An 18,886-nucleotide genomic window follows, 5' to 3' on the forward strand; every position below is an offset into this window, starting at 1 on the left:
GTTCGACACACGCCCGCCCGTCCCCGTACCCCTCGGCACGCGACCGCCGGCCCGCGCGGGCATTCGCCGAAACCCGTACGGGGCGAGGGCCGCTCCGCCGTGGCACAGTGGAGACCGTGTGCGCTGCCGCCGCTGTCCCCGGCCCCGCCCTCGACGTCGTGCTGCACGGGCCGTCGGGCCCCCAGCCCGTCGGCCGGCCCGTTCCGGTGCGCGTCGAGATCCGCAACACCGGCCCCGAGGAGCTGTGGGCGGTGGGCGTGCTCGACGGATCGGAGGACGCCCTCCGCTTCCCGCACTACCGGCCCTCCATCACCCTCGGCAACACCGTGGTCGCCGAACCGGCGCCCCCCGAGGACCCCTTGGTCGGGCCGCTGCGCCCGGACGCCTTCCGCCGGCTGCGGCCCGGCGAGGGCTTCGACCCCACGGGCCCCGGCTTCCTGCCGCTGCTGACCTTCGCCGGGTTCGTGCCCCGCCGCCCGGGCCGCTACCGCTGGACGCTCACCCTCTCCACCAAGAGCGCTCGCGTCGAGGAGTGGCTGGGGAGGTTCGGCCAGGACGAGTGCCGGGCCGAGGCGCTGGCCCTGCTGAGCCGGGTGCCACGGCTGATGGTGGCGTCGGCTCCGCTGGACATCGAGGTGCGCTGAGCGGCGACGCGGCCGCCGGCCGCTCCCGGGCGCCCGGCAGCATGATGGTGCGCGACACCACGAAGGTGATCGGCACCGCCGCCGCCGAGGCGGCCAGCGGGGCCCAGCCGGTGCCGGCGCCGAGCACGTCCACCAGCACATAGACACCACCGGTGGTGAGGGCGAAGTTGGCGAGGTTGGTGAGCGGGAACAGCGCGAACTTCCGCCAGGTCGGGCGCGTGCGGTAGGTGAACCAGCAGTTCAGCAGGAAGGAACCGGCCATGCTGAGCGCGAAGGCGAGCACATGCGCCGTCAGATAGGGCAACCAGCGCAGCAGGAGCCAGTACAGGCCGAGGTAGGTACCGGTGTTGACCGCGCCCACCAGCGCGAACCGCAGTAACTGTCCCAGCATGGGGGCGGGAGACCCTTCGTCGTCGGACACGCGACACGCCCCTCCGCGCCGCCGGCCGCGGACTGCCCGCGCCGGGCCGCCGGAGAGGCGCTTCTCAGCGTGACACAGCCGCGGCCCCGGCGCCGCGAGCCGTACGCCCCGAGCGGCGCCGGCGGATCGACACGAGCACCACGAGACCGGCGAGGGCCGCCAGCGAGGCCGCGCCCACCGCCGTACCGGCGCGTAGACCGGGCGGGCGGAAGGAGCACTCGACGACCCGCTCCCCGCGCGCTCCGTCGCCGGCGCCCAGGGGCACGGAGACCAGCCCCAGGTGGTTCTCCGCCGGCCGCGCCGGTCCTCCGTCGACGGCACACCGCCACCCCGCGATCCGGGGCGCCGCCACGACGGCCCGGCCCGTACTACCGGCCGGCAGCACTGCCCGTACCCCGAAGTCGCCGGCCCGGACCTCGGTGGCACCGGTCGCCCGCAGCCGGTCCACCGCCGCGCGCAGCCGCCCCCGGTCCAGACAGCCGATGGCCCCCTCGGGGATCTCCCCGTCGGCCAGAGCGGTCAGTTCGACCTCGACCCTGCCGGAGGGCGGGACCGCGCCCAGGGGCCGCATGCCGGCGTTCCGGCTCACCGGGTCGCCCCGGAACCGGCCGACGACCTGGCTCCCGGACTGGCGCGCCGTCCCCCAGTAGCGCGGCGCGTACAGATGCACCTCGTCCCCCGGGGCGCAGACGGCGCTCAGTACGGTGCCCCGCCCCGCCCCGTTCCCGGCCCGGGTCAGCCGGTGGCCACCGTCGACCGTGGACGGCGCGACCGGGCGGCCGGCCACCCGCAGCCGGGCCGCCGGCACGGTGTAGACCCGCTCGCCCAGCAGCAGTTCCTGATTGCGGAACGGAGAGGCGCCGTACGCCGGTTCGGGGCCCGCCGGGCGCACGGTGACCAGGGGCGGCACCTCCTGCCGGGAGACGTGGAGCGTGCTGCCGTCCGGCTCGAACCACCGCTGGTGGGGGTCGGGCGGGGAGTGCACCCGGGCGCCCACCGAGAAGATCGCGTCCGTCACCGGGTTGTCCAGGCTCTGCAGGGACCGGCCGCGGGAGGTCCAGCCGTGCCCCAGGGCGGTCAGCGTCCGGCTGAGCACATCCGAGGTGTGACTGCTGTAGTACTGCGCCCCCTGGCCGCCCACCAGCAACGGGTCGTTGCCGACGGTCTGTTCGCGCCCCGGGTCGGTGCGGTAGCGGGGCCAGCCGTCGACCGCCGTGATCAGGTCGCGCTGAGCCCGCTGGCGGGCGCCCCAGGGCGCGTAGTCGTCCTGCTGGTGGACGCGGGCGCGCGTGGCCAGCGCGACGGTGGCCGCGGACTGGCCCAGGTGCGCCACGGCCAGCAGACCCGCGGCGAGCGCCACGGCGGCCGGCCGGCGCGCCCGCTCGGCCCTGCGCAGCAGGAGCAGCCCGGCCCCGGTGACCGCCGCCCCCGCCGCCAGCGTGGCGGCCGTCCAGCCGCGCGTCAGCTCGCTGGGGACGGCCGCGGCCACCACGAGCGCCAGCAGCCCGCCGCCCGCCAGCAGGGCGCGCCGGCCCGGCAGCCCCCGGGCGAACGCCAGCCAGCCGGCGATCACCACCAGCCCGCACACCACGAACGCCTGCCGGTACTGGCTGCCGTTGGGCGTGGCGAAGGCGTGCCAGGCCAGATGGGTCGGCCCCCACTGGAGAGAGGCGGTGGCCGCGGCCGGCAGCACCGCCCAGACGGCGCGGACCCGCCGCGGGAGCGCGGAGTGGAAGGGGAGGGCCAGGGCGAGCAGCAGTACTGCCAGATCCAGGGAGAGGGCGGGGGAGCTGAAGCTGTACGAGGCGGGCAGCAGCCGGGCGAACACATCCGTCCAGGGCACCGGGGCGAAGGCCAGATCGCGGCCCGGGTACGCGTGCCGGGTGCCGGCGTGCACCACGAGCACCACCGGCGCGGCCAGGCCCACGCCGAGCACCGCGGTCCCGGCGGCCCGACCGAGCACCCGGGGCCACCGCCGCCCCGGCGGAACACCCGCGTCCGCCGCCAGCAGCCGTGCCAGCAGAACCAGAGCGGCGCCGAGCGTGGCCATGTAGGCGGTGTAGAAGTTGGCCGTCCAGGCGAGGGCGACCACCAGCACGCCGAGCACCGGGCGCCGGCCGGCCAGCGCCCACTCGCCCACCAGACAGAGCATCGGCAGTGCGATCAGCCCGTCCTGCCACATCGGGTTGAACGCCGCGTCGGCGACCGACCAGCCGCACAGCGCGTAGGAGGCGCCGAGCAGCGCGGCGGCCCACCAGCGGCCCCGCCGCAGGCTCAGCAGCAGCCAGGTCATGGCGGCCGCCGCGGCGGCGATCTTGAGCACGGTGATCGCGTACAGCGCGTGGTCGATGTCCTCCCGGGGGAAGAGGGCCACGAGCGGAGCGAACGGGCTCGTGAGATAGGTGCCGAGGTCCGGGAGGAAGGCGGCGCCGTAGCCGGACTGCCAGTTCAGCGACAGCCCGCCGTCGCCCCGGCCGTGCAGCAGGTCCCACAGCTTGGCGTGGTACGGCACGTACTGGTTGCCCAGGTCGTTGACGGCGCGGGTGTACGGCCCGAACGGAAAGGACCGGGCGAGGGCGCAGCCCGCGCAGTACGCCACGGCGGCGAGCGCGGCGGAGAGGGCGGCCGCGCGGGCCAGGGCCCGGCGGTGGGGCGTCGCGAACGGGCGCGAGCGCTTCAGGGCGGCGCGCGGGCGCGGCCCCGAGGTCGCGCGCGGGCGGCGGGGCTCCCGGGGACCGCCGCCGGGCTGCGCGGCCCCCGCTATGTCCTCGTCGGCGGTGTCGGGAGCGGATTCCTGAGTCGGCATGGAGTCCCTGTCGGATGCGGCCCGGAGAGATCCCGGAGAGATCGGTCCGGAGAGCGTGGGAAGAACGGCGCGCACGGGTGTGCGAGGCCACTCTCGCCGGGGTTTCCGACTTCCCTCGAACGGTGGGTGAACGCGGGATGGCACGTGGCGGGACGTCCGGTGCGAGCCAGCGCCCCGGCCGCCATGAGCGATGAACCTCAGGGCGTGTCAGGGGGCCGGAGCGCGAGTTGTGTATCCGGTTCGTATCAGGCAGTGCTTGATCGCGCATCGAAATGTCGCCGCGCTCGGACGGCGACGCCGACCCGGCGGCCGGGTCCGATGTCTGCCGTATCGTTCCTTTCGGGTCGGCGCCTGCGCGGGCAGGCGCACGCGGCGTGCCTGCCCATGACCGTCCGAATGACCGTTTGAACAGGAGTGATCTCTCCGTGTCCTCGTCCGTTCCGGCCGCGTCCTCGAGTCCTGTCCGGGTGCTGCTGGTGGAGGACGACGAGCTCATGCGCCGGTCGTTCGCCATCGCCCTGGAGCGCTACGGCTACCGGGTGAAGGCGGCCGCCGACGGCCTCACGGGGCTGGAGCTGTTCCGGGAAGAGGACTTCGACCTGCTGATTCTCGATGTGATGCTGCCCGGTCTGGACGGGATCGGCCTGTGCCGCAGGGCCCGCGAGACGAGTCTGGTGCCCATTCTGATGATGTCCGCGCGCGGTGACGGGCTCGATGTGGTGGCCGGCCTGGAGGCCGGTGCGGACGACTACGTGGTGAAGCCCGTGGACACGCCGGTGCTCGTGGCGCGCATCCGCTCGCTGCTGCGGCGGGCGGCGTACGGGCCCGTCCCGCAGGCGGGGCAGCCGGCGGGTGGCGAACCGTCGTCCGAGGGGCAGCTGCTGGTCTTCGGGGACCTGACGATCGACACGGCCGGCATGGAGGTGTTCGTCGCCGGCAGCCGGGTGGCGCTCACCCCGACCGAGCTGAAGCTGCTGCTGGAGTTCGCCGCGCGCCCCGGGGTCGTACTGGAGCGGCACACCCTGCTGCGTGAGGTGTGGGACTACGGCTGGGACGGTGACAGCCGGGTCGTGGACCTGTGTGTGCAACGGCTGCGCCGGAAGCTGGGCCGGGAACGGATCGAGACCGTGCGCGGTTTCGGCTACAAGTTCAGGCGCTGAGGTGCGCGGCGTGCCCCGGCTGTGGCCGGCCCCGGCGTCCCTGCGCTGGAAGATCGCGGCGCTGGCCGCGGTGACGGCCTGCCTGGTGGCGGCGGCGGTGGGCGTGCTGGTGCATCTGTGGACCGCGCGGGACATCCGGAGCCGGACGGAGGGGGAGGCGCTGAACTCCCTGTACTCGGCCATGGACGTCCACCGGCGCACCGGGACGCTGGCGGACGGTGCCGAGCTGGACCCGTCCGAGCTGCCCGACGCGATGCGCGACCCGGCCGACAGTGCCCGGCACACGGCGTACGACGGACGGGTGCAGGGGAATCTGGGGCCGAGTGTGTGGGCCGCTCAGCGGACCGGTGGCGCGGGCAGCCCGGTCCTGGCGGTCAGGGTCAACATGGGCCCCCGGCTGCACGACCTGCGCCGGCTGGACGTGACCATGGCGGTGGCCTCGCTGGTCGCGGTGGCGGCGACCACGCCGGTGGCGGTGTACGGGGCGGGGCTGGTCGCCCGCCGACTGCGGCGGGTCTCGCAGACCGCGGGGCGGATCTCCACCGGGGACCTCGATGCCCGTACCGGGCCGGTCAACGGCCGCGACGAGGTCGCCGAGATCGCCGCCACGGTCGATCTCATGGCCGACAGTCTCAGCCGGCGGCTGCGCAGCGAGCGCCGGTTCACGGCGGACGTGGCGCATGAGCTGCGCACTCCTGTCGGCGGTCTGCTGGCCGCCGCCGATCTGCTGCCGCCCGGCGAGACGGAGGACCTGCTGCGGGCCCGGGTGCGCGACCTGCGGGGCCTGGTCGAGGACCTGCTGGAGATCTCACGGCTGGACGCCGGCGCCGAGCAGCCGGTTCGTGTGCCGGTGCCGCTCGGCGCCGTGGTGCGCGAGGCGGTGGCTCGTACCGGCCTCGACACCGAGGTCACCGTCGCCGAGGAGACGCGGACCGAGGAGACGCGGACCGAGGAGACGCGGGCCGAGAACCCGCGGGCCGAGAACCCGCGGACCGTGGAGACCGATCCCCGCCGTCTGGAGCGCATCGTCGGCAACCTCGTCGTCAACGCCCACCGGCACGGGGCGGCCCCGGTGCGGGTCGTGGTCGAGGGCCGTACGGTCGTCGTACGCGACCACGGGCCGGGCTTCCCGGAGGAACTGCTGCGCGAGGGGCCGCGCCGCTTCCACACCGGCGCCGCGGAACGCGGCTCCGGTCACGGCCTGGGGCTGACCATCGCCCTCGGGCAGGCCGGGCTCCTCGGGGCCGAGCTGCGCCTGGACAACGCCCCGGACGGCGGTGCCGTCGCCACCGTGCGCCTGCCCGCCTGACCCGGCCGACGCCACTGGGCGGAACTGCCGCGCGGCAGAGCGGACACCGATACACGCCGGCCGGGAGGCCGATACGTTTCCCGGACACCCTTCGGAGTGCACTGTTCCGCACCCGAAGGGGAGTACCCGTTGACCGCCGACCTGCTGCCACCGCACCCGCTGACCGGGGCCGCCGCCTCCACCACCGATCTGACGAAGATCTACGGCAGCGGCGACACCCGCGTCGTGGCCCTGGACCGGGTCGGCATCGCCTTCCGCGAGGGCGAGTTCACCGCGATCATGGGTCCGTCGGGCTGTGGCAAGTCCACACTGATGCACTGCGCCGCCGGCCTGGAGGCACCCAGCTCCGGCTCCGTGCGCATCGGCACCACCGAACTGAGCACCCTGGACGACCGGCAGCTCACCCAACTGCGGCGCGACCGGGTCGGGTTCATCTTCCAGGCGTTCAACCTGCTGCCGACGCTCACCGCGCTGGAGAACATCACGCTGCCGCTGTCCATCGCCGGGCGCCGCCCCGACCCGCGGTGGCTGGACCGTGTGGTGGCCATGGTGGGGCTGTCCGGGCGCCTGGACCACCGGCCCGCCCAGCTGTCCGGCGGGCAGCAGCAGCGGGTCGCGGTGGCCCGTGCCCTGCTCTCCCGACCCGCGATCGTCTTCGGTGACGAGCCCACCGGCAACCTCGACTCCCGCGCCGGCGCCGAGGTGCTCGGCTTCCTGCGCGACTCGGTGCGCGAGCTGGGCCAGACCGTGGTCATGGTCACCCACGACCCCGTCGCCGCCGGCTATGCCGACCGCGTCGTCTTCCTCTCCGACGGCCGGCTGGTCGACGAGATGGCCCACCCCACCCCGGAGCGGGTCCTCGATCGGATGAAGAGCCTCGACACCCGCTCGGGCGTCAGCTGACCCCGCTTCCCTCCGACCGATCTCCCGCTCGCTCCCCGTCGAGCCCGCGCAACCGGAAAGCACCCATGCTGAAAGCAGCCCTGCGCAACCTCCTGGCGCACAAGGCCCGTCAGTTCATGACCATCCTCGCCGTCTGCCTGGGCGTCGCGTTCGTCAGCGGCACCCTGGTCTTCGCCGACTCCACCGCCGCCGCCCACCGCGCCGCCGCCTCGAAGAACTTCGCCGGCATCGCCGTCACCGTGACCTCGAGGACACCCGCGCCCGGTGCCGAACCGGAGCAGCGCGACGGCGTACTCGACGACGCGCTCGCCCGGAAACTGGCCCAGGTCCCCGGCGTGGCCGCCGTACGGCCCAACGTCGACGGCGTCGCCACCATGAACGCGGCGGACGGCACCCCGCTCCGCGTCACCATGGGAGCGAACCTGGCCGCCGCCCACCTGCCCGGCGCGGACGGCAAGGACGACCGCTATCCGCTGATCGAGGGCCGCGCCCCGACCAGCAGCGGTGAGCTCGCTGTGGACCGCGCCGCAGCGGAGGCCGGGCACTTGAGCATCGGCGACGAGGTCACGCTGGCGGTCGACGGCCCGGTCATGACCAAGCGGCTCGTCGGCATCGTCACCACCACCGACACCCGCGTGACCGCCGGCGGCACCCTCGCCCTGTTCGACCGGGCGACCGCCCAGCGGCTGTTCGCCTCCCCGGGCCACTACACCAGCATCGACATCTCCGCCACGCCCGGCACCGACCAGTTCACCCTCGCGAGCCGCATCACCGACGCGCTCCCCGCCGACCGGGCCGAGGCCACCACCGGCACCGCCCAGGCCGCCCAGCAGGCGATCCACGTCGACACTCTGACCCGGGGCTTCGCGAAGGTGCCGATGGTCTTCGCCGGCGTCTCGCTCTTCATCGGCTCCTTCCTCATCGTCAACACCTTCACCATGCTCGTGGCGCGGCGCACCCGGGAGATCGCACTGCTGCGGGCCATCGGCGCCTCGCGTCGCCAGGTGTCCCGCTCCGTACTGCTGGAGGCCCTCCTGGTCGGTCTCGTCGCCTCGGCCGCCGGTTTCGTGCTGGGCCTCGCCATCGCCTCCCTGCTGCCCGAGGCCCTGAGCACCGGCGCGAGTACGCTGCCCGAAGGGCCGCTGGTGATCGGGGCGCGCTCGGTCCTGGCCGCGCTCGCCGTGGGCGTGGGCGTCACCGTGCTCGCCGCGTGGCTGCCGGCCCGCAGGGCGGCGAAGGTCGCCCCCGTCGAGGCGATGCGCACCGCAGGGCAGCCGCCCGCCACGCCCCGGACCCGTACGCGCGGCCTGGCAGGTCTCGCTCTCCTCGCGCTCGGCGCCGGATGGCTGGTCTCCCTCACCGGAGCCGAGGACGCCTCGGAGGAGAACCTGCGGGACGCCATGATCGGTTGCGCTCTCCTCGCCGCCGCCCTGATCGTGCTCGCACCGCTGCTCGCCGCCCCCGTCATCCGGCTGACTGGGCGGCTGACGGGCCGGTTCGGGGTCACCGGCCGCCTCGCCACGCGGAACGCCCTGCGCGACCCGCGGCGCACCGCGGCCACCGCCGCGACCCTGATGATCAGCACGGCGCTGGTCGCCGGGCTCTCCGTCATCGGCCACTCCACGGGGCAGGCCCTCGACCAGCAGGCCGCGGCCGGGCTCGACGCCGACTACGTCGTCAGCACCCGCACCACCATGAGCGGGATCGACCCGGCCGCCGTACGCCAGGTGGCCGCCACGGCGGGGGTGCGGACCACCAGCGCCGTCACCGACTCCACCATCGTCACCGGCGGCCACGTCCGGACCATCGCCGGCGTCGACCCCGACACCGTGACCGACGTGATGCGCCTCGACTTCGCCAGCGGCTCCCTGCGGGACCTCGGCCCCGGCCGCGTCGCCGTCTCCCGCACGCTCGCCCGCGATCACGGGCTGACCGCGGGCGCCGAGCTCACCCTGGGCATGGGCCGGAACCGGGAGCCCAAGCAGTACACCGTTGTGGGCGTCTACAAGGACAACCCCATTGCCGGCGACGCCCTCGGCGTCCGCGACGAGGTGGCGGACAACAGCTACTTCCCCCACACCGTCCAGCGCGTCCTCGTCCGCACCGACGGCCGAGCCGTCTCCCGCACCACCGAGCGGCTGCTGCGCACCGCCGTCGGCAACAATCCGCTGCTCAAGGTGCAGAACCGTCAGCAACTCGTCGACGAGGCCGCCGGCACCCTGGCCGACCTGCTGAACATCATGTACGGCATGCTCGCCATCGGCGCGGTGATCAGCGCGCTCGGCATCGTCAACACCCTGGCCATGTCCGTCGCCGAACGCACCCGCGAGATCGGCGCCCTGCGCGCCCTCGGCATGGACCGCTCCCACGTCCGCCGGATGATCCGACTGGAAGCGGTCACCGTCGCCGCGTTCGGCACCCTCCTGGGCCTGGCAGGCGGCCTGTTCGCGGCCTGGGCGGTCGGCTCACTGGCAGCCGGGGCGATCGACCGGTACACGCTGGTCCTGCCGTGGGGCACGCTGCTCCTCGTGTGCCTCATCTCCCTGGCGACAGGCGTGGCCGCCGCTGCCGTCCCCGCCCGACGAGCCGCCGCCCTCAGCCCACTGACGGCCGTGGCACACACGTGAACCGCCAGGAGTACGGGGCTTCAGGACGCGGCGAGCGCCGTGGGCGCCGTGTTCACGCGCAGCGACTCCAGCGTGTCGATCTGCCGTTGGGCCCGCCGCAGCAGATTCTGCAGACGCTCCGTGTCCAGCGCCTCGTGCCGCTCGGAGATCTCCAGCAGCGACCGCCACAGCAGCGACTTGCCCTCGACGCCCAGCCGCAGGGTCTCCAGCTCGATGAGGGTGCTCAACTGCGCGCGCTTGAGCAGTCTGCCGTTGAACTTCAGCCGCCCGAGCTTCTCACCGGCCCAGCCGCCCAGGATCTTGTAGCGGCGGACCGGAACCTCCAGCCGGGCCATCATCTCCAGCAGCGCCCCGCGGTCCTCGGCGATCTCGGCCGCCAGGCGCTCCAGCTCCGGCCCGGCGGCCGAGCCGCGCAGCCGGCCCGCGAGCCGCTTGGCGAGCTCCACGCCCGCGCTGGCGCCGCCCAGGTGGTCGTTGAGATAGATCCCGAGCATCCGGGGAGTGCCCTCGCCGGAATCCGCGGTCGGTGCCGGGCTGCCCATCGCTGTCCTCCGGGGGATTCGGGGGGCGTGCGGGGTGTCCCGCACGGGAACCTTTCGACCTTACGACGCCTCGCGTACCACTGCCCCCGAATGCGCCCCCTACACCGCGTGGCACTGCGCCGTACGGACGCCGGCGCGTCCGCCCGCCACCGTACGGACGCCGGCGCGCCCGGCCACCGTACGGGTCCGGGCGCGCGCCCGCCCGCCACCGTACGGTCAGCCGGCGGGCGGAGCGAGCCCGTACACCCGTCGGGCGTTGCCGGCCGCGATCAGCGCCGCGATCCGCCCGGCGTCCTCCGCGCTCCAGGCGCCGGCGGCCACCCACCGGGCCAGCAGCCGGCCGAGCGCCTCGCGGAAGGACCAGGCCCCCACCACGTAGAGCTCCGGCAGGCCGTAGGCGTCGGTGGAGAACAGCAGCTTGCCGAACGGGGCGAGTTCCAGCATCTCGGCCAGTACGGCCTCCGCGCGCACGCCCGTGTAGGACAGGGCGAGCCCCATGTCGGCGTAGACGTGCGGGAAGACCTGCGCCAGATAGGCCGCGTTCCGGTGGTACGGGTAGCCGTGCAGCAGCACGAGGGTGGTGCCGGTGTCCCGCACCGCGCGCACGAAGTCCGTCAGCAGCAGGGGATCGGACCGGTGCAGCCGCAGATCCGGGTCGCCGAAGCCGGTGTGCAGCTGGATCGGCCGGCCGGTGCGCGCGGCCGACCACAGCAGATGGCGCACCAGGACCGGGTCGGTCACCCGCCCGGCCCGGGGCCCGCCGCGCGGCCGGTGGGCCAGCCACCGCCGAACCGCCCGGCGCACCTCCGCCGCCTCCGGCGGGCCGGGCTCGAAGTCCAGCCCGTGGCGGTAGGCGGCCACCGATTTGAAACCGAGGGCCGTACGGGCCGCCTCCTCGATCGCGTCGGCGAGAACGGCCGGAAAGTGCTCCGCCGCCGTGTTCCCCGTGCCGCCCTCAGCCAGCAGCCCGTCGGCGATCCGCTCCGCCAGCAGCTCCAGCCGGACGATCACATGGCCGTTCCCGCCGCCCGCGGCCGCCAGCCGGCGGTGGTCCAGGAAGTCCCCGGCGGGGGCGTCCGGCCCGGTGTCCACCAGGTAGTCGCCGATGCCGGTGGCCCGCAGCAGCCGCCGGGTGACCTCGGCCGCGCCCAGCTCCCGCCGGCGTTCGAGATAGCGCTCGGGCGGGCAGTGGGGTTCGAGGTCGAGCAATGGAGGGCACCAGCGCCGCACGGCGAAGCCGAGCTGGCTGTCGAAGAAGGAGGTGCCGGGCGCCGCGGGGGAGTCGGACTCGGTGAGCAGGGCCTCGAACGAGGCCCGGTCCGGGTCCCCGCCGATCACACCGTGGCAGTGCTGGTCCACCAGGGGCGGCAGCGCCACGGCCGGCGGCTCCGGCGAGCGCGGCTCCGGCGACGGCGGCGGCGTCATCAGTACCGCCCCCGGGTGGCTGCCGCGATCTCCGCGGGGGTGGCGTCGGCGAACAGCGCCGCCTCGGCGCGCCGCACGGCGGCCACCGCCTCGAACAGGGGCTCGCCGAGTGCCTCGCGCAGTACTGCCGAACCCTCGAAGTGCCCGAGCGCCTCGGTCAGGGAGACCGGCAGCCGGCTCTGGCCGCCCGTGACGGCCGGATCGCCCGCCACCGGCGGCGGCAGCGACGCCCCGGCGTCGATCCCCGCCAGACCGGCCGCGATCACCGATCCCACCGCCAGATACGGATTGGCGGCCGGGTCCACGGTCTTCAGTTCGGCGTTGGCCCCTCCGGGATCGGCGGGCGAGCCGGTGATGAATCGGAGTGCCGCTTCCCGGTTCTCCAGGCCCCAGCAGTGGAAGGCGCCCGACCAGCGGGACGGCCGGAGCCGGAGGTAGCCGGCCGGCGAGGGGGCGACGACGGCCATCAGCGCCGGCAGCTCCCCGAGCACCCCGGCCAGGAACGCCTCGCACTCCCGGGTCATGCCGTGCGGGCCGTCGCCGTCCCGGCACAGGTTCCGGCCGTCGCGCCAGAGGCTCAGATGCAGATGGGCGCCGTTGCCCACCCCGTCCGGCTCGACCACCGGACCGAACGCGGTGGACAGCCCGTGGCGGAGGGAGACCCCCCGGATCGTCTCGCGGACCAGCACGGCCAGATCGGCGGCGCCGACCGGGTCCGACGGGGCGACGGAGATCTCGTACTGCCCCGGCGCGTACTCGGGGTGGATCTGGAGGACCTCCACGCGCTGGGCCGAGAACGCGCTCAGGAGGTCGTCGAGGTAGTCGGAGAGCTCCACCAGGCGGGCCATGCCGTAGGCGGGGGAGGGCGGTGAGCGGCGCGGCTCGCCCACCGCGTCCGCCGGCCCCGCCGTGGCCCCTTCGGCCGGGCCCTCACCGGCCGCCGCCGACCCCGGGCCACCGGCGGCCCCCCGGGCGTTCGGGCCCAGGACGACCCACTCCGTCTCGAATCCCATCCGCGGCTCGATGCCGTACTCCGCCGCGCGCTCGGTCATCCGCCGGGCGAACTGTCGCTGACAGGCCGGGTGCGGGGCGCCGAGCTGGTCGTAGCGGTCGACCGGAGCCCAGGCCCAGCCGGGCTGGGCGGCGAGCACGGTCAGCCGTCCGAGGTCGGGGAAGAGCCGCAGATCGCCGTCCGGGCCGCCGATGTGGCGACTGGTGGTGAGGGAGTCGTCGACCAGATAGATGTCGAAGACGGGCGACATGCCGACGCCCCAGCGGGCGGTGTGCGCCAAGCGCGCGGTGGGCACGGCCTTGACCCGGGTCAGCCCCGCGTTGTCCACCCACGTCAGGGCGACGCCGTGGACGTCCTCCGCGGCCAGCCGGGCGGCCTCCTGCCGGGCGAGCGACTCGGCCTGCTCTCGTGCGGCCAGCTCCATGCCCCCTCGTCTACCACAGATCGGGAGGAAGCAGGGCATTTCGGCGGCGAAATCGCGCCATTCGCGGCCCGCGACCGCCGCTGCCGGGGCTCGGGTGCCACACCCCGATCGAAGCCCGACGCCCACTGGGATACTTGAGGACAGTACGACCGAACGTGTGTCGAGGGGAACGGGTTGATGGTGAGGAACCTGCGGGGTGCCAGCGCGGTGATCGCGGCCGGTGCCGCCTTCGCCCTGGTCCTGACGGTCGCGGGATGCGACGACGACGCGGCCGGCGACGCGGCCTCATCGGCGGGCGCCGCCGGTGGCCAGGACAGTGGCGGCAAGGCACCCGGCGCCGACGGCGCCGGGGCGAAGAAGGACGGCAAGGGCAAGGACGAGCCCTGGGACGGAAAGGTGAAGGTGCTCGGCGACGGGTCCACCTCGTACACCGGCCCGCAGCCCAAGCAGCCCACCCCGGAGAAGCTCAAGCCCGGCGAGGCGCCGCCGCAGTTCGTCGTCTTCTCCTGGGACGGCGCGCTGGAGGGCGACGACCATCTGTTCTCCCACTTCCGCCGGGTGGCGAAGGAGAACAACGCCCATATGACCTTCTTCCTCACCAGCATGTATCTGCTGCCCAAGTCGAAGAGCACCATTTATCGCCCGCCGCAGCACAACCCCGGCTCCGCCGCCATCTCCTTCGCGACCGACGAGCACATCAAGACGACGCTGGAGCAGCTCGGCGCGGCCTGGCGGGAAGGCCACGAGATAGGCAGCCACTTCAACGGCCACTTCTGCGGTCCCAAGGGCGGCGGCGACTGGAGCGCCGCCGAGTGGAAGAGCGAGGTGGAGCAGTCGTACACCCTCGTCGAGAACTGGAAGACCAACACCGGTTTCAAGAACCTCCCGCCGCTGCCCTTCGATGTGCGCAAGGAGTTCGTGGGCGGGCGGGCGCCCTGTCTGGAGGGGCAGAAGACCCTCGTCTCGGTCGTCAAGGACCTCGGCTGGCGCTATGACGCCAGCTCGCCCGGCGACTTCCAGATCTGGCCCTCCAAAATGGACGGCGTCTGGAACTTTCCGCTGCAAATGCTGCCGTATCCCGGTAAGGAGGCACAGGTCCTGTCGATGGACTTCAACTTCCTCTACAACCAGTCCCAGGGGAAGACCGACGGCGACCCCAAGATGTACGAGACCTGGCGCAAGGAGACCCGTCAGGGCTATCTCAACGGATTCGAGCGCGTCTACAACGGCAGCCGCGCGCCGCTCTTCATCGGCAATCACTTCGAGCAGTGGAACGGCGGCATTTACATGAAGGCCGTCGAGGACGTGATGAAGAGCGTCTGCAAGCGCGACGGGGTGCGCTGCGTGTCCTTCCGGCAGCTCGCCGACTGGATGGACGCCCAGGACCCGGCGGTGCTGGAACGTCTCCGCGGGCTCGATCCGGCGCAGGCCCCGGACTGGAAGACGCTCGTCAAGTAACGCGGGCGGCCCGAGCCCCGAGACCGGGAGGGCGCGGACCCGTGGCCTCCCGGCCCGCGCCGCCCCGTGGCGCCTGGCCGGCGCCACCCCGTAGCGCCCGGTCCCCGCCGGTCCGCGCCGCTCCTCAGCGCCCGGCCGGCGACGCCTTCATGTAGTCCGTCCAGATCTGCAGCGGATACGGGCTGCCCACGGCCGACGCCGGGGCCCCGCCCAGCCCGTTCAGCGGCAGCACCTCCAGCGTCTTGGGGTCCATCCGGAACAGCGACACCGCCGTGGAGACCTTGTCGGTGTAGCCCACGAACCAGGACGCCTTGTTCTCCTGCTCGGTGCCGGTCTTGCCGGCCGCCCGCGGATCGACGGACTTCGCCGCCTGCGCGGTGCCGTTCTGCACCGCGCCCCGCAGCGCGTCGGTCACCGCGCTCGCCACCTCGGCCGGAAGCGCCCGCTCCGTCGTGGGCCGCGGCAGCGCGATCCCGTTGCCGTTGCGGGTCACCTTGACCACCGAGTACGGGTCGGTGCGCATGCCGTCCGCGGCGAAGGCCGCGTACGCGCCGGCCATGCGGATCGCGCTCGGCGTGGAGTTGCCCAGGGAGAACGCCGGCACCTGGCGGCCGAAGCTGCTCTCCAGCAGCCCGACGTCGAGCGCCGCCTGGCGCACCCGGTCCAGCCCGACGTCCATGCCCAGCTGGAGCAGCGGGCCATTGACGGAATTCACCATGGCGTCGCGCAGGGTGATCGTGCCCCAGGACTTCCCGCCGTCGTTCGCGGCCTTCACGATCTTTCCACTGCGGTCCCAGTAGGGGCCCTCGGGCGTGCGGACGGCCACCTTGTCGTCACCGTTGTACTTGGCGGCGGGGGTGATCGGGGTGCGCTTGGCGCCGCGCTCCTTCTGCACGCCGTCGCGGAGGGCGGCGGCGTAGACGATGGGCGTGAACGAGGTGCCGGCCGGCACATTGACCTGGTTGGCGTCGTTGAAGCCCTGCTTCAGATAGTCCACGCCACCGTTGACGGCGAGAATCCGGCCGTCCGGGGCGATGGAGGCGGCGCCGATCCGTACATGGGTGTCGGCCGGCCGCCGCTCCGGGTCGAGCCCGTCGCGGACCTTGCGCACGGCCTTGTCCAGCGCCTCGACCCGCGCCTTGTCGAAGGTCGTGTAGATCTGATAGCCGCCCAGGTCGAATTCCGCGTCCGAGATCTTGGTGTTCTTGGCCACGTACGCCTTGGCCATTTCCATCAGATAGCCGCGCTGACCGCTCAACCCCGATGCCTTGGGCATCTCCTTCGGCTCGGGGAACGTGGTGTAGGTGGCCCGTTCCTCCCGGGACAGCTTGCCGATCCGCACCATGCGGTCGAGGGTCCATTCCCACCGCTCCACGGCGCGCTTGCGATTCGCGTCGCTCAGCGTGGGGTCGTAGAGCCCGGCGCCCTTCAGCAGGGAGGCGAGAAAGGCGCCCTCGCTCGCGTTGAGCTGTGACACCTCCTTGCCGTAGTACGCCTGCGCGGCGCGCTGGATGCCATAGGTGCCGCGGCCGAACCAGCTCGTGTTGAGATAGCCCTCGAGAATCTCGTCCTTGCTCATCCGATTGTCCAGCTTCACCGCGATGAGCATCTCGGTGAATTTACGGCTGAGGGTCTGGTCCTGGCTCAGATAGGCGTTCTTCACATACTGCTGGGTGATGGTGGAACCGCTCTGGGTCTCCGCGCCCGACACCATGCGCACCAGCGAGCGGGTGATGCCCTTGGGGGAGACACCGGAATCGGAGTAGAACGTCTCGTTCTCGGCGGCGAGCACGGCCCACTGAACGCCCTCGGGAACCTTGTCGAGCGGCATTTCCTGTCGGCTCACCCAGCCGGTCCTGGCCATTTCCGTGCCGTCGGACCAGTAGTACACATTGTCCTGCTGGGTGGCGAAGCTGTTGAGGTTCTCGGGTATCTCGGCCTGCCAGTAGGCGTACATCACGACCGCCGTCACACCGCCGACGGCATAGGCCACCGCCCCCAGCCACTGCCGCCAGGACGGCACCCAGCGGCGGAACCCCGTACGGCCCGGGCGCGGGTACTCCCAGCGCAGCCGGCGGGCCAGCCGCAGCACCACCGCCGCGCCCGGGAGGGCGGCCACCCGCGCCATGGCGGTCCCCAGCGCTCCGCTCGGCGCCGCCGACGGCTTGGCGCGCTTCCGGGGGCGGGCGGCGCGCCGCGAGCCGCCCGGGGCGGCGCCGGCCGGCCGGACGATCCTGAGCCGCAGGGTCTGCTCCGGAGAGGCCGTGCTCTCGGCCGTCCTGTCGGCCTGGGAACCGGCCGAGGACCCGGCCGAAGGCCCGTCAGCGCTCCCGGCGTCGGCGAAGCGCGGCGACTGCTCCCGCGCCCAGGGCGGGCCGGGCGACGGGGGAGAGGGGGGCGACTCGGCCGAACGGGCCGACGGGGACGCCTTGCGGCGGTGCTTGCTCATCTATGCCTGCCATGCGCGGCGCATTCGCCGCCTCCGTATTCCTGCACCGGTGGTACGGCACCGGCCCCGACGCGGCCTCGCACGCTCGAGAGTCTTCCGAATCATCACGTTTCCCCCACGGTCGGACGAGGCTTGCGGGAGGAGGCCCCCCGGCCCCCTCGATGCCGTCAGCCTATGCGGCGTGACCGGCGACTCCTGCGGGACCCCCGTGATCCGGGGCCCGCGAGGGGCCGCCGTGCTGTACTGATACGTATGGATCTGCTCGACGCGTTCGACAGGGCGCTCCCGGAATTCGACCGCAGGGTGCATCGGGTGCGGCGGGACCAGTGGACCCGCGACACGCCCTGCTCCGACTGGTCGGTGCGCGATCTGGTGGGCCATCTGACCGTGGAGCACCTCTGGGCTCCGTGGCTGCTGCGCGGCGCCACGCTGGCGGAGGTCGGCGACCGCTTCGACGGCGATGTGCTCGGCGACCACCCCGTGCGGGCCTGGGAGCGGGCCGCCGCCGGGTCGCGGGAGGCGTTCCACCGGCCCGGTGCGCTGGAGGGCGAGGTCCACACCAGCGGCGGGCCCACCCCCGCCACGGAGTACGCCTGGCAGATGATCGGCGACCTCACCGTGCACGCGTGGGACCTGGCGCGCGGCATGGATGACGACGACCGCCTCGACGAGGAGCTGGCCGAGGCGGTGTACGAGGGTGTGGCGCGCCGCGCCGACGACTGGCGGGGGTCCGGGCTGTTCGAGGCGCCGGTCGACGTGCCGGCGTCGGCTCCCGCCCAGGACCGGCTGGTCGGCCTCCTGGGCCGGCGCCCCTGAAGCGGGTCACCGTGGGGGCGGCCCTGCAGCGGGTCACCGTACGGGTGGTCCTGGAGCGGGTCACTGTACGGCGGCCGGCGACCGTACGCCCGCCCGGTTCCGCCGCCTGATCACGCGGGCGGGCGGCGGTCGCGTTCGCGCTCGCGGCGGCGGAGGACGACGTACAGGTCCAGCGCCGCCAGCAGGGCCAGGGCCGCGCAGATGCCGGCCACCGTGGCCAGCGCCCGGCGGCTCGGATCGCCGTCCGGCTCCGCGTACGCCGCCCACACCGAGAAGCCGGCGGCCCCCGCGAGGAACAGCGGCGCGTACACCGCGGAGAGCAGCAGCCGCAGCCCCAGCGGGCTGCGGGCGGAGGTGGGCTCGGTGCCACTGCGCGGCCGCCCGCCGAGGGGCAGGAGGCGCCCCTCCGCCGGCCCGCCGCGCGGACGGTGCCCGAAACGATCTCTCATGGCGCCCTCCCGGTGGTGCGGTCGTGGCGCGCCCGTGCCACGAAGGCCCGGTTGCGCCACGAGAGGCCCGGCCGTCGTACGTCCTCCCGATGCCAGCGTAGATCTCCACCCGGGCGTGCCGCGGGGGTCGTACGGTGGCGGGTGAGGGAGGCGTCCACGGCGACGCCCCCGACGGCCGCCCGTGGCCCGCGGGTGATCGTTCACGGCGAGTGAAGCGGCACCCCTCGGGTACCCGAGCCGGACGGCGGCCGGCGAGCCGCGCCTCCCAGGCAGGGCCCGGGCCGCTTCCCGGGCAGGGCCCGAGCCGCTCCCCAGGCAAGGAGAGAATCATGACCTCACCGCATCCGGACCCCGTACCGCCCAATCCGACGCCGCCGCGAGCGCGAACGCGACCGCCGCCCGCCCGCGTGATCAGGCGGCGGAACCGGGCGGGCGTACGGT

At 73.8% G+C, this 18,886-nt stretch carries 13 protein-coding genes and 1 pseudogene; 7 read left to right on the top strand and 7 right to left on the bottom strand.

Going from position 1 to position 18,886, the window contains the following annotated elements; genetic code table 11:
• Positions 1-116 precede the first annotated feature (116 nt).
• Positions 117-644, top strand: a complete 528-nt coding sequence (locus ACSNOD_RS15435) for a hypothetical protein (protein WP_436767495.1) — start codon at positions 117-119, stop codon at positions 642-644.
• Positions 645-672: 28 nt separating this feature from the next.
• On the opposite strand, the pseudogene ACSNOD_RS15440 reads toward ACSNOD_RS15435, so the two are convergent.
• Positions 673-1,035 (bottom strand): annotated as a pseudogene (locus ACSNOD_RS15440) (GtrA family protein); the annotation flags it as partial.
• Positions 1,036-1,129: 94 nt separating this feature from the next.
• Positions 1,130-3,871, bottom strand: a complete 2,742-nt coding sequence (locus ACSNOD_RS15445) for a YfhO family protein (protein ID WP_436767496.1) — start codon at positions 3,869-3,871, stop codon at positions 1,130-1,132.
• Between the two features lie 425 nt (positions 3,872-4,296).
• Here ACSNOD_RS15445 and cseB point away from each other — a divergent pair, with 425 nt between their 5' ends.
• From cseB to ACSNOD_RS15465, 4 genes are all read left to right on the top strand, one after another.
• A complete protein-coding gene (gene cseB / locus ACSNOD_RS15450; protein ID WP_436767497.1) occupies positions 4,297-5,031 on the top strand; it encodes a two-component system response regulator CseB in 735 nt (244 codons plus the stop codon).
• A gap of 10 nt (positions 5,032-5,041) precedes the next feature.
• A complete protein-coding gene (locus ACSNOD_RS15455; protein WP_436767498.1) occupies positions 5,042-6,340 on the top strand; it encodes a HAMP domain-containing sensor histidine kinase in 1,299 nt (432 codons plus the stop codon).
• Between the two features lie 129 nt (positions 6,341-6,469).
• Complete coding sequence (locus tag ACSNOD_RS15460; protein ID WP_436767499.1) at positions 6,470-7,243, top strand: ABC transporter ATP-binding protein; 774 nt, start codon at positions 6,470-6,472, stop codon at positions 7,241-7,243.
• A 65-nt stretch (positions 7,244-7,308) separates the two neighbouring features.
• A complete protein-coding gene (locus tag ACSNOD_RS15465; RefSeq protein WP_436767500.1) occupies positions 7,309-9,870 on the top strand; it encodes an ABC transporter permease in 2,562 nt (853 codons plus the stop codon).
• A gap of 20 nt (positions 9,871-9,890) precedes the next feature.
• Here ACSNOD_RS15465 and ACSNOD_RS15470 read toward each other — a convergent pair whose 3' ends face one another.
• From ACSNOD_RS15470 to ACSNOD_RS15480, 3 genes are all read right to left on the bottom strand, one after another.
• Positions 9,891-10,412, bottom strand: a complete 522-nt coding sequence (locus ACSNOD_RS15470; RefSeq protein WP_436767501.1) for a hypothetical protein — start codon at positions 10,410-10,412, stop codon at positions 9,891-9,893.
• A 216-nt stretch (positions 10,413-10,628) separates the two neighbouring features.
• Entirely contained in the window at positions 10,629-11,837 is a 1,209-nt protein-coding gene (locus ACSNOD_RS15475) for an amidohydrolase family protein (RefSeq protein WP_436767502.1), read from the bottom strand.
• Complete coding sequence (locus ACSNOD_RS15480) at positions 11,837-13,273, bottom strand: glutamine synthetase (protein ID WP_436767503.1); 1,437 nt, start codon at positions 13,271-13,273, stop codon at positions 11,837-11,839. The genes ACSNOD_RS15475 and ACSNOD_RS15480 overlap by 1 nt, the downstream gene beginning before the upstream one ends.
• 177 nt (positions 13,274-13,450) lie before the next feature.
• Here ACSNOD_RS15480 and ACSNOD_RS15485 point away from each other — a divergent pair, with 177 nt between their 5' ends.
• On the top strand, positions 13,451-14,731 hold the full coding sequence (locus ACSNOD_RS15485; protein ID WP_436767504.1) for a hypothetical protein: 1,281 nt from the start codon (positions 13,451-13,453) through the stop codon (positions 14,729-14,731).
• Between the two features lie 124 nt (positions 14,732-14,855).
• On the opposite strand, the gene ACSNOD_RS15490 is transcribed toward ACSNOD_RS15485, so the two are convergent.
• Positions 14,856-17,180, bottom strand: a complete 2,325-nt coding sequence (locus ACSNOD_RS15490) for a transglycosylase domain-containing protein (protein ID WP_436767505.1) — start codon at positions 17,178-17,180, stop codon at positions 14,856-14,858.
• Between the two features lie 252 nt (positions 17,181-17,432).
• On the opposite strand from ACSNOD_RS15490, the gene ACSNOD_RS15495 reads away from it, so the two are divergent.
• Positions 17,433-17,996 (top strand): TIGR03086 family metal-binding protein, encoded by a 564-nt coding sequence (locus ACSNOD_RS15495; protein WP_436767506.1) that lies wholly within the window; start codon positions 17,433-17,435, stop codon positions 17,994-17,996.
• A gap of 110 nt (positions 17,997-18,106) precedes the next feature.
• Here ACSNOD_RS15495 and ACSNOD_RS15500 read toward each other — a convergent pair whose 3' ends face one another.
• Positions 18,107-18,445, bottom strand: coding sequence for a DUF6343 family protein (locus ACSNOD_RS15500; RefSeq protein ID WP_436767507.1), 339 nt, complete (start codon positions 18,443-18,445; stop codon positions 18,107-18,109).
• Between the last annotated feature and the right edge of the window lie 441 nt (positions 18,446-18,886).

The sequence above is a fragment of the Streptomyces sp. URMC 123 genome (assembly GCF_051386515.1).
Taxonomy (GTDB): domain Bacteria; phylum Actinomycetota; class Actinomycetes; order Streptomycetales; family Streptomycetaceae; genus Streptomyces.